The organism is Murdochiella massiliensis (genome assembly GCF_900059565.1).
GTDB lineage: Bacteria > Bacillota > Clostridia > Tissierellales > Peptoniphilaceae > Murdochiella > Murdochiella massiliensis.
In genome coordinates this window covers 761377-774859 of the sequence record NZ_FIZW01000002.1, presented here as the reverse complement: position 1 = coordinate 774859, position 13483 = coordinate 761377, and the positions used below count along the sequence as shown (strand labels likewise).

At 45.0% G+C, this 13483-nt stretch carries 7 protein-coding genes; 4 read left to right on the top strand and 3 right to left on the bottom strand.

The window, feature by feature from the left end; genetic code table 11:
* Positions 1 to 320 precede the first annotated feature (320 nt).
* Positions 321 to 1838 carry a DUF438 domain-containing protein gene (locus BN3910_RS05240; protein WP_066925017.1) on the top strand — a complete coding sequence of 506 codons (1518 nt, stop codon included), beginning with the start codon at positions 321 to 323 and terminating at the stop codon, positions 1836 to 1838.
* Positions 1839 to 1972: 134 nt separating this feature from the next.
* Here BN3910_RS05240 and BN3910_RS05235 read toward each other — a convergent pair whose 3' ends face one another.
* Positions 1973 to 2341, bottom strand: coding sequence for a DUF488 domain-containing protein (locus BN3910_RS05235; protein WP_066925015.1), 369 nt, complete (start codon positions 2339 to 2341; stop codon positions 1973 to 1975).
* Positions 2334 to 3005, bottom strand: a complete 672-nt coding sequence (locus tag BN3910_RS05230) for a Crp/Fnr family transcriptional regulator (protein WP_066925013.1) — start codon at positions 3003 to 3005, stop codon at positions 2334 to 2336. The genes BN3910_RS05235 and BN3910_RS05230 overlap by 8 nt, the downstream gene beginning before the upstream one ends.
* 183 nt (positions 3006 to 3188) lie before the next feature.
* Here BN3910_RS05230 and BN3910_RS07985 point away from each other — a divergent pair, with 183 nt between their 5' ends.
* A complete protein-coding gene (locus BN3910_RS07985; RefSeq protein ID WP_075967996.1) occupies positions 3189 to 3515 on the top strand; it encodes a cupin domain-containing protein in 327 nt (108 codons plus the stop codon).
* Between the two features lie 1410 nt (positions 3516 to 4925).
* Here the strand turns inward: BN3910_RS07985 and BN3910_RS07785 are convergent.
* Positions 4926 to 5105 carry a hypothetical protein gene (locus BN3910_RS07785; RefSeq protein ID WP_148417331.1) on the bottom strand — a complete coding sequence of 60 codons (180 nt, stop codon included), beginning with the start codon at positions 5103 to 5105 and terminating at the stop codon, positions 4926 to 4928.
* A 173-nt stretch (positions 5106 to 5278) separates the two neighbouring features.
* Between BN3910_RS07785 and BN3910_RS05215 the strand changes: the two genes are divergently transcribed.
* Together BN3910_RS05215 and BN3910_RS05210 are read left to right on the top strand one after the other, a co-directional pair.
* On the top strand, positions 5279 to 6040 hold the full coding sequence (locus BN3910_RS05215; protein WP_066925009.1) for an N-acetyltransferase: 762 nt from the start codon (positions 5279 to 5281) through the stop codon (positions 6038 to 6040).
* 501 nt (positions 6041 to 6541) lie between these two features.
* A complete protein-coding gene (locus BN3910_RS05210; protein ID WP_066925007.1) occupies positions 6542 to 13441 on the top strand; it encodes a Rib/alpha-like domain-containing protein in 6900 nt (2299 codons plus the stop codon).
* Positions 13442 to 13483 lie beyond the last annotated feature (42 nt).

Genomic DNA, 13483 nt, shown 5'->3' with positions numbered 1-13483 from the left:
ATCGAAGAATATCGAGGAAAATATAAGGGAACAAGCAGATTTGCCACATGGATGGCCAATTTTCTAATCTTCATCATTGTCGCACTGCTGGACGGATATCTTTTAACTCTGTTTTGATCAAGCATCAAAATAATGCAATCGGATATCACACGTCACCGTCCTCGCTTTTAAGAAAAGTTTCCGCTACGCTGGTCCAACGTGATATTCGTGACGCTCGTTAATACAGAAAGGGTACTATTTGCAAAATATGTTGTCATAGCAACATAAAGGAACGTGTGTAAAGGATAGGATAAAATAAAAAAGAAAAGGAGTCTGTCATTATGGCAAAGAAACTGGATTTGAATAAAAGTGTTTTTATACTGACGCAGGAATACCCGGAACTGATTGATATTATGGCTGAGCTCGGTTTTACCGAGATCACGAAAAAGGCCATGCGGCATTCGATTGGTAAGGTGGTGACCATTCCAAAGGGCGCCAAGATGAAGAACATTCCTATGACGAAGATCGTGACGGCCTTGATGGAGCATGGCTTTGAACTTGTCGGTGAGGGGGCGGAGATACCCTTTGCAGTATCGGCTGAAACGGAAGAAACGGAAGAAACAGCAGCAGGCCATTCTTCCGAGAACAGAACAGAACAACTCAAAGCCTATTTGAAAAGGCTGGGCGACGGAGAAGATCTGGAAGAGGTAAGGGCAGACTTCGTCCGTGCATTCCGCGAAGTCGAAGCTTCAGAGATCATGCAGGCGGAACAGGAGTTGCTGGCGGAGGGCGCGCCACTTTCCGAGGTGCAGCGCCTATGCGACGTCCATTCGGCCCTTTTCCATGGCGCAACGGTAGAGGAGAGAATCGCCAATGCCGAAAAAGAAGTGGAAGCCTCGTTAGAAAGGAAGAAGGCTCGGGACAAGAGTGCCCCTGCTCAAAACGGCACCGACAAAGAAATGCTCGCTGCCGTGATGGGAGAAAAAATCGGGCATCCCTTGTACACGCTGACGAGGGAAAACAATGCGCTTTCCCAGTTGCTTGCGAAATTTAAGAAAAAGCGTGATGGCTCTCTCCTTCCCTCCATTCGTGAACTTTCCATCCACTATGCAAAGAAGGGCGATCTGCTCTATCCTCTGCTTAAGGTAAAATATGGAATATCCGGCCCCTCCGATGTGATGTGGACGGTGGACGATGAAATCCGTGACGAGCTGGGGATACTTGCGAGAGAAAAAAAGCATGACGAAGAGTGGAATGTCCGGCTTGACGCCGTACTGGCTCGCGCAGAGGAAATGATTTATAAAGAACAGAACATTCTGTTTCCCATTTGTGCAGCGCATTTTACGGTAGAAGAATGGTACGGTATTTATCGGGATTCTAAGGATTATGCGGCCTGCTTTGGTGTAGAAAAGGAAACATGGGAAGAGGCTGAAAACGCAGGAACGATTCCATCTGCTGTCACAGAGGGCGAAATTGTCATGCCGGGCGGACACCTGACCATGGAACAGCTTACTGCACTTTTGAACACGATCCCGATGGAAATTACTTTTGTCGATGCCGACAACATCAATCGCTTTTTCAACGAAGGATCAAAGGTATTCAAGCGTCCCGTTATGGCGATTGACCGCGAGGTATTCTCCTGCCATCCGCCGAAGATTGAACCGATGGTACGACAGATCATTGATGATTTCCGAAATAACCGTCGCGACGAGGTTTCGGTTTGGATGAAGAAAGGCGGACGAACCATGCTCGTCCAATATTTGGCGGTAAGAGATGCTGCCGGCAAGTATATAGGCACGGTGGAGCTTGTGCAGGATATGGAATTTGCCAAGACCCATTTTCTTGGAGAAAAGGAATAAGCCCGCGTTAAAACAGAAGGTTCCCTGCTGCGATGATTCAGTGGGGAACATTTTGTTGCAGGGATTGCGTGTTCAGTGAGAACAACTGCGTTAGAGAGTTTCCACGAGGTCGTCGATTTTGCTTTTCCTGTTTTTTAATCCTGGATCTGTTCTTCTAACCATTCTTTTATTACGACGGCTTGATTGTATTGTTCGTTTTTTGCGGCATAAAGAAGGGTTATGTTTTGATCTTGTATCTTTCGTAGACAGAGATTGCTTAATTTTTGTGATGCCGGATTACTGGTCAATTCCTGTCTGTATCTTTTTTTAAACGCATCGAATTTTACCGGATCATGAGAGAACCATTTCCGAAGTTCGTTTGAAGGGGCAATTTCCTTAGCCCATAAATTAATATGGGCTTTTTCTTTTTTGATGCCCCGCGGCCATAGTCTGTCCACCAGAATACGGAAACCGTCTGTTTCGTTGGCCGGCTCATAAATCCGCTTGCATTGTAATTTATTCATAAAGGCGAGGCTCCTTCAATGTAAATCTATTTTTATGATACGTAAGTAATCCCTCCTCCTGCATTCTGGACAGCTCTTTCGACATAGAACTGCGATTGACAGCGAGGTAGTCCGCAAGTTGCTGACGATTAAACGGGATGGTAAAGTGTGGTGTTCCATTTTCCAGTGCTTGCTCGGACAAGTAGGATAGTAGCCTTTGCCGCAGAGAATAGGGAGCTGTGTGCATCATGCGAGCTGATAAATTCAGATTTTTCTGCGCGGAAATCCGAAGCATATTCTTTATGAGGCGGGTATGGAAGGTACAAGCGCGAGTGCAGGTTGTCAGTATGTTCTGCATATTTAAAAAAAGCACTTGGGTTTCTTCGCAGGCAACGACCTCACAGAGGAGCTCTTTTCCGGGAATAGCGGCATAGTTTTCTGCAAACACCTGTCCTGCTCCAACATGGGCAAAAATATTGCAATTTCCCCAGTAGTAATTAACGACGATATTGACACTACCGGATTCCACAAGCCCGATCTGGTTGACGGGCAATCCTGCCCGGAAGATGATCTCTTCCTTTTGAAATTTACGCTCATTTGCTCCCAGACAGGGGAGAAGCTCCTCGATTTCGCTTTCATTGATGCCATAAAAAAGTTGCGTCGTGGTCAGAAAAAAAGTATTCATGCAAACCTCTATTCCGTTGCCAAAGCAACGTATTTGTTGCTTTCATTCTACTATAATCAAAGCGGGAAATCAAAATAAGAAGAAGCTTATGGTATACAAAAAACGATCACATGAAATGAGAACCGAAGAGGGTGTGGTCTATACGTGGCCTATGCGGAGGCATTAACAAGAAAGGATGATCCTATGAACGAAGGAATCAAAGCAGGCGAAGTTTTCAAATTGGTCGATCTTGTTCCGTATGCGGAAGGAAAGATCATCAAACTCGATGTGGCGCACAATGACAAGATGAAGTGTATCCTTATGGCCTTTGATGAAGGCACGGGACTTCCCGAGCACGCCGCTCCTGGCGAGGCACTGCTTTTTGCTTTGGACGGCGAAGCGGTGATTGCATACGAGGGAAAAGATCATCCGATCAAGGCGGGCGAAAATTTCCACTTTGCAAAAGCCGCTCTGCACGCGGTTAAAGCAACGAAGAAGTTTAAGATGGCGCTTCTTCTTATATTTGAATAGCGATATCCGCTCTGGTTTATTGTGAAGAGTACTATGTTCGAAGGATGATGGCGTGATTCTATGCGAGCACTTTGGGAAAGCAATGGTATGCGACTATAACATACTTGAAAGATCATCGCCTAGACACGTGGACGCACAATAAGACAATGCAGAAAGCCCGGAAAAGCACGCGCCTGACACCGACACAAAAGAGCATTTAAGACACGGAAACAATAACAAAGTTCCGTTTATTGATGTCGGTCAATCGGGTGGCGAGCTATTCCGGGTGGTTTTACCTTTTCACCATTTGCCAGGGTCGGTAAACCCTGGTAGGAGTTAAAATTTATCGTTTATCAGGGCCATCGTGCCCTATCTGGGGGCAAAACTCGTCATTTCCCAGGGACAGCGAGCCCTGTCTGGAGCTAAAAATCGTCGTTTATCAGGGTCACGCACCCTGATTGAAGTCAAAATTCGTCGTTTATCAGGGACGACGACCCTGTCTGGAGTTAAAATTCGTCGTTTATCAGGGGCAGCGTGCCCTGTCTGGAGGCGAAATTTATCTTTTATCAGGGACGACGGACCCTGGCTGAAGCTAAAATACACCATTTATCAGGGCCGGCAGACCCTGTCTGGAGCTAAAATTCGTCGTTTATCAGGGACGACGACCCTGTCTGGAGTTAAAATTCGTCACTTATCAGGGTCACGCACCCTGGCTGAAGCCATAATTCACCATTCATCAGGGTCATCGAACCCTGGTCGAAGTCAGAATGCATCATTCACCGGGGTCACCGTACCCTGGTTGGAAGACGAAACTCCTGTTTGCCAGGGTCGTGCAGCTTGAAATCGCCCCTGGCTGCGCGTTGAAAATGTTGTTTGCCAGGGTTAGCGGTGTCCTTATGCCCCCGGCAAACGTGTGATTTTGAGATTTGCCAGGGTTGAAAAGGGGATGGCTACCCCGGCAAACGCCAAAAAACGCCATCAGCCAGGGTCGAATACCATGAAAGCACCCTGCAGCGCGTCGAAATTGATGTTTGGCAGGGTTAGCGGTGTCCTTATGCCCCCGGCAAACGTGTGATTTTGAGATTTGCCAGGGTTGAAAAGGGGATGGCTACCCCGGCAAACGCCAAAAAAAGCCATCAGCCAGGGTCGAATACCATGAAACCGCCCCTGGCAGCGCACCGAAATTGTTGTTTGCCAGGGGCATATTCCATGAACACCAAACGGCAGTCGTCGGCACATTATTTCATGCGATTGAATGGCTCTTTTTGCGATTTGCTTCGGCTGCTTTCTTTGGTGCGGTTATGGGGATAATGTTAACGAGACCGAGAAAGTAACGACGTTGGTACAGGCGCTTTTGTTTCCGGCTTGCCCCTTTACTTTTCGCAAAGCGCCAAACCGGGAAACAAGAGCCGGCGAAAAAGTGAGCGTATTTTAGACAAGAGCGTGCAGAAACTCCTGAATCGCCAGATAGACGGCGCCAAGAATCACCGAGCGGTGATGAAAAACGGAGGGGATAATTTCTATATTTTGTTTGTAGGTGGTGTTCATATCGATGAGCATTTTCGTGTAGGATGCGATATGGTAGGCGAGGATCACATTGGCAAGGATCATATGGGCGAGGATCACATTATTGTAGGTATAGGTTTTTTCATCCGATCGCGTAATGGTGTGTCCATTTCCTAAGAGGGTATAAGTTCCCTGCCGGTCCGTTTAGTAGAAGAAATTCCGTTGTTGCGCACGGAAAAAACAGAGGCGATGTTTCTGCGCGGAAAGAGGCAAAGGATATGGAATATATACGAATAACGAAAGACAATTTGGAAAACGAACATATCTGCTGTGCGCTAAGCGGCAATTCGGACGTACAGGTTTCTTCCAAAAAAGCGTGGTTAGAAGAACGGTTGGAGGAAGGGCTTGTTTTTTTGAAAGCGTCTGAGCGGGGGAAATGCTTTATTGAGTACATTCCGGCAGAAAACGCCTGGGTTCCCTTGAATGCTGACGGCTATATGTATATTGATTGCCTTTGGGTCTCCGGCTCGTTTAAGGGGCATGGGTACGCTCAAGATTTGCTCGGCACGTGCGTAGAGGAAAGCAGGCAGAAGGGCAAGAAAGGTCTGTGCATTCTCTCTGCAAAGCGGAAAACACCGTTTCTGGCGGATCCGAAATTTCTCACCCATGTGGGGTTTACGGTATGTGACGAAGCAGATAACCGCATTCAACTCTGGTTTTTGCCCTTTTTGTCGGATGCCCAGCCTCCGACGTTCAAGCTCTGCGCCAAGCATCCGCACGTGGATTCCGTTGGGTACGTTTTATACTATACCGACCAATGCCCCTTTAACGCCAAGTATGTGCCGATTATGGCGAAGACGGCAAAAGAGGAGAACATCCCATTTCAAGCGATACATTTGACAAGCAAAGAAGAAGCACAGAATGCGCCTACGCCGATTACCACCTTTGCCTTGTTCTTCCATGGCGAATACCAGTCCAATGAACCCATGAGCGAAGGTCGATTCCGCAAATGTATTTCGGCTGGCTCCATCAACACGTAAACGAATTCGTTATTTTTCTAAGTGACATGATTTCCTATGTGGTAGAATAGTCCAACTAAAATTTTGATAGACCGACACCGTACAGCAAAATGGCGAAGAGGATACAAAAGAGGAAACAAAGGTTGCGTTGACGAGTGGGAACGATGGTCGATGCGTGGGAACGATGGTCGATGCGTAGGAACGATGGTGGCGTATACGTCAGCTTTGTCGCAGTAAGGGATTGAAAAAACAACATTCAGTCGATACAATAGAAATTAAATTGGACGAAATAGGTCGATTTTTTGTGGGGGGGGGAGAAATGAACAGTAGGAACATACACAAAGTAAAAGAAAGATTGCAATGGGGGTTGAGCGGTGTTTTGGCAGCGGTCAGGCTATTATAGAATAATAGGCATGTTATTTTAAGATTTTATATATAATTTCTATATACAGCCTATGAAATAATATAGTCAAATAAATGAATTATAAGCTTGAGCAAAAAAATAATAAGAGGAGGGAAAACATGAGCACCAAGCAGAGAATATTTATTTTTTTTCTTGCCATTGTGATGGTAATTACTTCTTTGCCGGCAAGCATATTTGCAGCAAATGATTTTAACTATGACAATATTTCCGAAGAAAAATCAAAATTCTTGAATAAGGAAAAGGCTTCAAATCCTGCTGAGCTTGGAGATGATCCAACCACAACGGAAGAAGCAAATGCTCAGATAAAGAATTCTGAAATGCCCCGTATTTTTGATATCAGGGCTGAGTATAAGGCGATGAAAGATGGTGCCGATGTTCATCTGTTTCAGCCATATGAGGCAACAGTAGGTGATGACGAGTATACTTACAAGGATTCTAAGGGCAATCCCCGCAATGTAATTTCTGAGGAAGAGAAAAATAAAATAAACAAACAGGTCGATTTGCCCGATATTGACGGATATACTAAACCTACTCCTACTACAATAATCAATTATGACTATATAAAGACTAAAGCACGTTTAGGGAATAAAAATGGTAGTCGATATACATTTTTACATCCTTATATCTACACTGCCAAGGAGGGTGAGATTAAGGTTAAACATATTTTCCAAGCTCTCTATGATAAGAATAAATATGGGTTTAAGGACGGAGAGAAAGAAGATATCTATACGACAGCTAATGGTTTTGTAGGTCAAGAAATTACTGTATCTCCACTTTCAGAAAAAGAAAGAAGGGGATATGTCCCAGAAAAGACTGTGATTAAAACCAGAGTGCCAGATAGTAGGGATGAGTATGTTATTGAATATAGATATAACAGAGATTCATTTAACGTCAGCTATGATATGGATGGGGGGACACCCATACCATCTCAGACGCTTTACTATGGGCAAACAATACCTAATCTAAATGTAAAGCCTAAGAAAATTGGTGGTATATTTCAAGGCTGGAAGTCAGATACCGACTTAAATTACAAGGATGAAAATGGCAATATTAAAACCATTCATAAGGACACGAAGTTCGACATGAAGGATTTTAAGGACGGTATCAAGGATGCTATGCCTGCGCACAATGTTAAGTTTACGGCATTATGGAAAGATGAGCCTAAGGCAAATTATACGATTCAGTTCTGGACAGAGAAAGCGGATTCTGCTGGATATGATTATATCGGAGCAAAGGTCGTCAAGGATGCAGATACGGGAAGCAGACCGGATCTATCTCTTATGATGCCTTCTGGAATTAAATTTCCAGAAATTGAGAAGTCTTTGACTGAAAACGCAAAAGTAAATGAATTAAACAAATATTTTGTTAGAAATGAAAAAAAGATAAAGAAAGAAAACACGGAAACGGTTAAGCAGGATGACGGAACCAATGTTTTGTTAACAAAGAAGGTTCAGCCTGACGGCAGCACCACATATAATATCTACTACGATCGTCAGACATATACAATGCTATTTGAAAAATTCTGTATAGATGAACCTAACGCAGGTTTCCCAGCTAAAGAAGCAAAGATGGTGCTTCCGGATGGAACAAAATACGATTCTACTAAGGAAGTGAATAAACCATATAATTTTGTTGCGAAGTTCGGCGAGAGAATGAAAAAATGGCCTAACGATATGTGGCTCATAGGGCAAGGTGGAATTGACTTTGAACCAAATCAAAGCTTTATAGGCTGGCAGTTAAATTCAGAAAATAATGGAAATCTCGACCAAAGTCTATATCTTGACACTCCGCCGTACTGGCTAACATCAAAGGATTTTATAGATAGAGATTTTACTGATCTAGACCCAGCTGTAACGCCTGCGACTCACTCAACTTCAACAGGAAAAAAATTACCTGCAAGAACTATTTCTCTTGGACCTTGTTCAAGTGCAGAGTATCAATTCGCTATCTATTATATGGAATATTTGTTCGAGGGCTTTGACGGCAAGCTCCACTATAATCCAGATATGTCATATACAAAAATTGATACAATCGTTTCATACGAATATCCTGCTCCGGGAATTGTAGGATTTAAGCCTAAGCATGATGGAATTAATCCTGTTGAGGATGCAAAGCTGCGCCCTGCTAAGAAAATAGGTTATACGGAAGACCTCTCGCAGCTTACTTTTGATGAGCTTGGTAAGCAGTTAGATAAAACTGAAGAAAAAAGAAAAAATAATGAGAAGTCATTCTTTGATCCTATTGCTGAGAAGGGAATTAACGGAGTTCCTTTCAAAGATATTCCTAAGTATCGATTTGCATTTACCTATGAGCGTGAGAAATACAAGATATACCTGGATACGGATTCGTCAGATATAAATGAACAATCTGAACTTGCAAAGAAAAAGCTTGCAAGTGGTAAAGATGCAACTGTATCCGATGTTAGTTATGAAATTCCTCTTCGCAAATTAAATCTTGACGAAGAATATAAGCTTACTGAGGCGGATAGACCTGCCAATGTGCCAGATGATTTCGTTTTCAAGGGCTGGGCGATGGACCCTCAGGGTAGCAAGCTGATTAAAGATACAGTGAAGAAATCTGAAGAACTTGAGGCTAAGCTTGCTGATAAATATGAAGAATTAGCGAAGAATTCTAAGGACAAGGATAAGAAATACAAAATACAGAATGAAATAAAAGAATTAAAGGCTAAGCTTGCTGATGCGGATGCTAATATGCCTAATTATGATATAGTTCTTTATGCAAAATGGGGTGAGCCTGATAAAACATATAAGGTTAAATTTGATCCTAACCAAGGCAATCTTTTAGATATAGACCCTATGGATATTGCAACCTTCAAGGACGGTGAGTTAATTCAGACATCTGCGGACAAGACTGTCTACCAGCTACCTGAGAAGCTTCCAAACGAAGGTGATGTACAGGTTTTCGATGTTAAAAGCAGAACAAAAATCAAGCAACCGAAAGAGCCTAAGCGAAAAGGTTATGACTTCCTTGGCTGGGAGCTAATAAGGCATAAGAATGACGGCTCTGTTGACACATCCTATATGGATAAATATGGTGTGCCCGAGCTATATGCTTTTGACAATGAGGTCGTAGAAGACGCATATTTGAAGGCAATATGGGTTAAGAACGATTTGGTTGATATTCCATCAACTCATGTTTTCCTTGATCAGGACTTCAAGGAAATAAAAAGAAAAGAGACTACTTTATATAACAAAAGAGTTGGTGAATATGCGGAGGCTACTGCTAAACACCAAGGCGAAGATTATCTAACTATACCTGAGGCTGAATGGGATAAGCTTGCCGAAAAATCCACCGATTATAAAGAATACCTAGATAAGACAAAGAGAACAAATAGATATTCACAGGTATTAATGGTGGAACCAGAAAAGATAAAGGAAAATGGTGCTTTGGTGGACAATCCTAAGGCTGAAAATAATTACTTCATGTTCTTCTACAGAGAATTTACCAAGAGGCATTACAAGGTAAACTATCTAAGTACTACAGAAGAAGATGCTGATAAATTACCTGGAATTGGCAAGAAACCAAATGATAGCTTCAAGATAATAGACACTGAGGAAGTAACGAGTGGAGCTACCGACTATGATGCAGTGAACTACAGAGAGATACCAGGCTGGAAGATTATTAGCACTCCTCAAAGACAGCTTTTCTATGATGTCAACGAAGATGGCGAAATGACTGGAATCAATGGAGTTAAATCTAATGAGGTTAACTTCTATTACAAGGACATCAGGGTAATTAAGCGCAAAACACCTGACGCAAAAACACCAGACGGGTATCACAGGGTTGTATTCAAAGCAGGCCGGGATGGTTCATTCGGGAAGGATGCAGACGGCAATCCAATCAAGCAAGTCATCTATGATGTAATTGACGGACTGGACTTCCGCAACATTCCCGTTCCTCAAGGGCAGGATGCCCAGGGATCGCTTCTGCCCCCGGTGATTACACCGGATCCGAATTGTGAGTTTGTCGGTTGGCAGGACAGTTCCTTGCTCGATGGCAACACCGCTATCCGGAGGGACTACACCTTTACGGCTACGTTCAAACCCTTGAAGGACGTCATCGAGATTACTACGGGGAATGAAGACTTTCCTGACTACTTTGTTGATGTCTATCTTGATACAACGGATAAGGCGGATGCGTCAATTACGGGTAATCAGTTTACCGGTAAGAGCAAAAAGCACTTTAAGGTCAATCCCGAGAAAATTGTGGAAATTCCTGCTGCTGCCCCGCAAGGTGGCGGGGTAAAGGACGAAGACGGAAATCCGGTAAAGGATGCAAAGGGCAAGGAGGCAAAGTGGCAATTTAAGTCCTGGCAGGTAAAGGTTGGTGCCCCCAAGGTCTGGAATAAGGAGGAAACGATCAAGGGTAAATTCACCGTGAAAGAAACGACGATTGTTGCCCAATATAACCTGAAGTGGTCGGACGTGGAGCACGTTCCGGAAACCGACATAGGTGAAATGTGGGTATTTGAATCCCTGAAGAAGGATGACGGGACCTGGGTGAATAACTTCATGCCTAAAAAAGACCAGTTTGATCAGGCTTTGAAAAAGGTAACCGATCTTCCGGAGTATCAGAGTTATCGAATCATCACGAGCGAAGAGGATATTTATAACCGGGTTAAGGAGGAAGGTGGACCGGTGGGCGACAGCCAGCCGAGGACCGTTCAAATCCAAGCAGAGGTCACCTTTAAGAACGGAACAAAGAAAGTCGTCAACATTCCGGTTAAGGTATTTAAGAATATCTATCGTGCCTTGAATGATGAGGATAAGCCAAATGTTGTGAAAAATAATCCGGAGCTTTCCGATTACGTCAAGGTGACGGTGAATCCAACGGATAAAGCGGTGGATAAGCAGCGAAGAGTTTACTATGTCAATCCGCTTGCCCAAGTCCTTATTCCGGAAAAAGATCCGAATCCAATCGGAAATTACACTTTTGAGGGTTGGTATTACAAGGATCCGGCTCAAGTTAGCGAACAAAATCCCCAAGGCCGGGTGACGGTGGACTTTGCGAAACGCATGATGATTCAGCAAGAACGGGAAATCATCGCTGCGTACGGCACGCCGACGCAGCCCATCCTTCCCTTGGAACCGACGGCAACAAAGATAATTAAGAGCGTCGGCGATCCGTTGACGTTGGACGACTATGAAGCGGCGATTACACCGCCGAAAGACGAGCAAGGCAAGGATTTACAGACCATTCGTGTTCTCAAGTTTGATAAGCCGCAAGGGGAGCGTGTAACGACCGCGCAAGACGGGACGTACAAAGAACCGATTGAAGTCATCTATGAAGATGGTTCAAGCTATATCATTGACGTCGATGTCATCGTGGTTCCGATCAAGGAGATTTCCGATCCGCCGACGCCGGACATCGTTAAGTACGGCGAAGACAAGATTACCGGAAATGGCATCCCCGGTTCGACGATCACGGTGACGGATGAAAACGGGGATCCCTTGAAAGATAAAGACGGAAACGTCATTGAAGTGCCTGTTGATCCACAAGGAAAATTCGAGATTCCGACGAGTTCATTGCCGGAAGGAAAAACGCCCAAGGATATCTATCTTACGCAAACTGAAAAGGATAAACTTCCGTCCTATGCAGTGGAGGTTAAGGAACAGGGCCCGAAATATATTGTATCCAAGAATCCTGACGATCCGGGCGAGGTGCCGGATGGCTACGTTCGCCTGACGTTTGACGCGACGACTGACGGCACGGTTGAGGGACAACGCTACAAGGTAATTGATGTCCGTGAGGACGTCTCTTATAAAGACGCCGACTTGCGGAAGGAGTTCCCGCGAAGTGCGATCTATAAGGACGGGACAATGAAGTTTGATGCTTGGAATCCCTTGGTTCCGGAAACCGGGAAGGTTGAGACGCAGACCTTTGTCGCACAGTACGCCGAAAATCCCAAGGTGATCACACAAGATCCTGAGAATCCGGGCGAGAAACCGGACGGTTATGTCCGTCTCATCTTTGATGCAACTGTTGAGGGTACGGTGGACGGCTATCAGAAGAAGATTATCGATGTCCGTAATGACGTCACTTATGCGGATTCGGATTTGCAAGAAAAATTGCCCAGGACAGCGGTTTACAGGGATGCGACCAAGCGTTTCGACAGGTGGGATCCGGTGGTGCCGACAGAAGGTACTGTCGTGGAAATGACGTACACCGCACAATATGTCGATAACCCCAAGGTGATCGTCCGCGATCCGGAGAATCCCGGCGAGAAACCGGAAGGCTATGTTCGACTCATCTTTGATGCGACGTCAGAAGGAACCGTCGAAGGTCACCAAAAGAAGATTATCGATGTTCGCAACGATGTCACCTATGAGGACGAGGATTTGCGCAAAGTGTTGCCCGAAACGGCGACGAACAAGGATAGCGCAAAGAAGTTTGATCAGTGGTCGCCGGAGGTTCCGGAAAAAGGTAAGGTGATTGATCAAACCTATACCGCAAGATACAAGAGTAAGTCCGTCGGTCCGAAACCGGATCCGAATCCGGATCCGGATAAGCCCAATCCGGACAAACCGAATCCGGATAAGCCGAATCCGGACAAGCCGAATCCGGACAAGCCCAATCCGGACAAACCCAACCCGGACAAACCGAATCCGGACAAGCCGAACCCGGAAGGCAAGGATATCGTGGTAAATACGGGCGAGACGCCGAATCCGGAAGATGGCATCCAGAACAAGGACAAGCTGCCGAAGGGAACGACCTATAAATTTAAGGACAAGGTCGATACTACGAAACCCGGTGAAAAGAAAGCGGTCATCGTGGTGACGTATCCTGATGGTTCGGTGAAAGAAGTGACCGTGACGGTAAAGGTTATGGCAAAACATGGCGCGACTTCTAACAAGGGTGCGACGCCGAAAACCGGCGATACCGTTCTTCTGGGAACGGTAGCCATGGGAGCGGTGGCAATGGGTCTTTATGGTGTTACCCTCGTTGCCGGGAAAAAGAAGAAAACAGAAGAAAAGTAGACGAGACATTCCAACGCGCGGAAGTAGCGCGAGAGAAAGCTC

Excerpts from the sequence above, each read along its gene's own strand:
- BN3910_RS07785 (WP_148417331.1), bottom strand. The coding sequence starts at position 5,105 with ATGATCCTTGCCAATGTGATCCTCGCCTACCATATCGCATCCTACACG.
- BN3910_RS05235 (WP_066925015.1), bottom strand. The coding sequence starts at position 2,341 with ATGAATAAATTACAATGCAAGCGGATTTATGAGCCGGCCAACGAAACA.
- BN3910_RS05215 (WP_066925009.1), top strand. The coding sequence starts at position 5,279 with ATGGAATATATACGAATAACGAAAGACAATTTGGAAAACGAACATATC.
- BN3910_RS05230 (WP_066925013.1), bottom strand. The coding sequence starts at position 3,005 with ATGAATACTTTTTTTCTGACCACGACGCAACTTTTTTATGGCATCAAT.
- BN3910_RS05210 (WP_066925007.1), top strand. The coding sequence starts at position 6,542 with ATGAGCACCAAGCAGAGAATATTTATTTTTTTTCTTGCCATTGTGATG.
- BN3910_RS05240 (WP_066925017.1), top strand. The coding sequence starts at position 321 with ATGGCAAAGAAACTGGATTTGAATAAAAGTGTTTTTATACTGACGCAG.
- BN3910_RS07985 (WP_075967996.1), top strand. The coding sequence starts at position 3,189 with ATGAACGAAGGAATCAAAGCAGGCGAAGTTTTCAAATTGGTCGATCTT.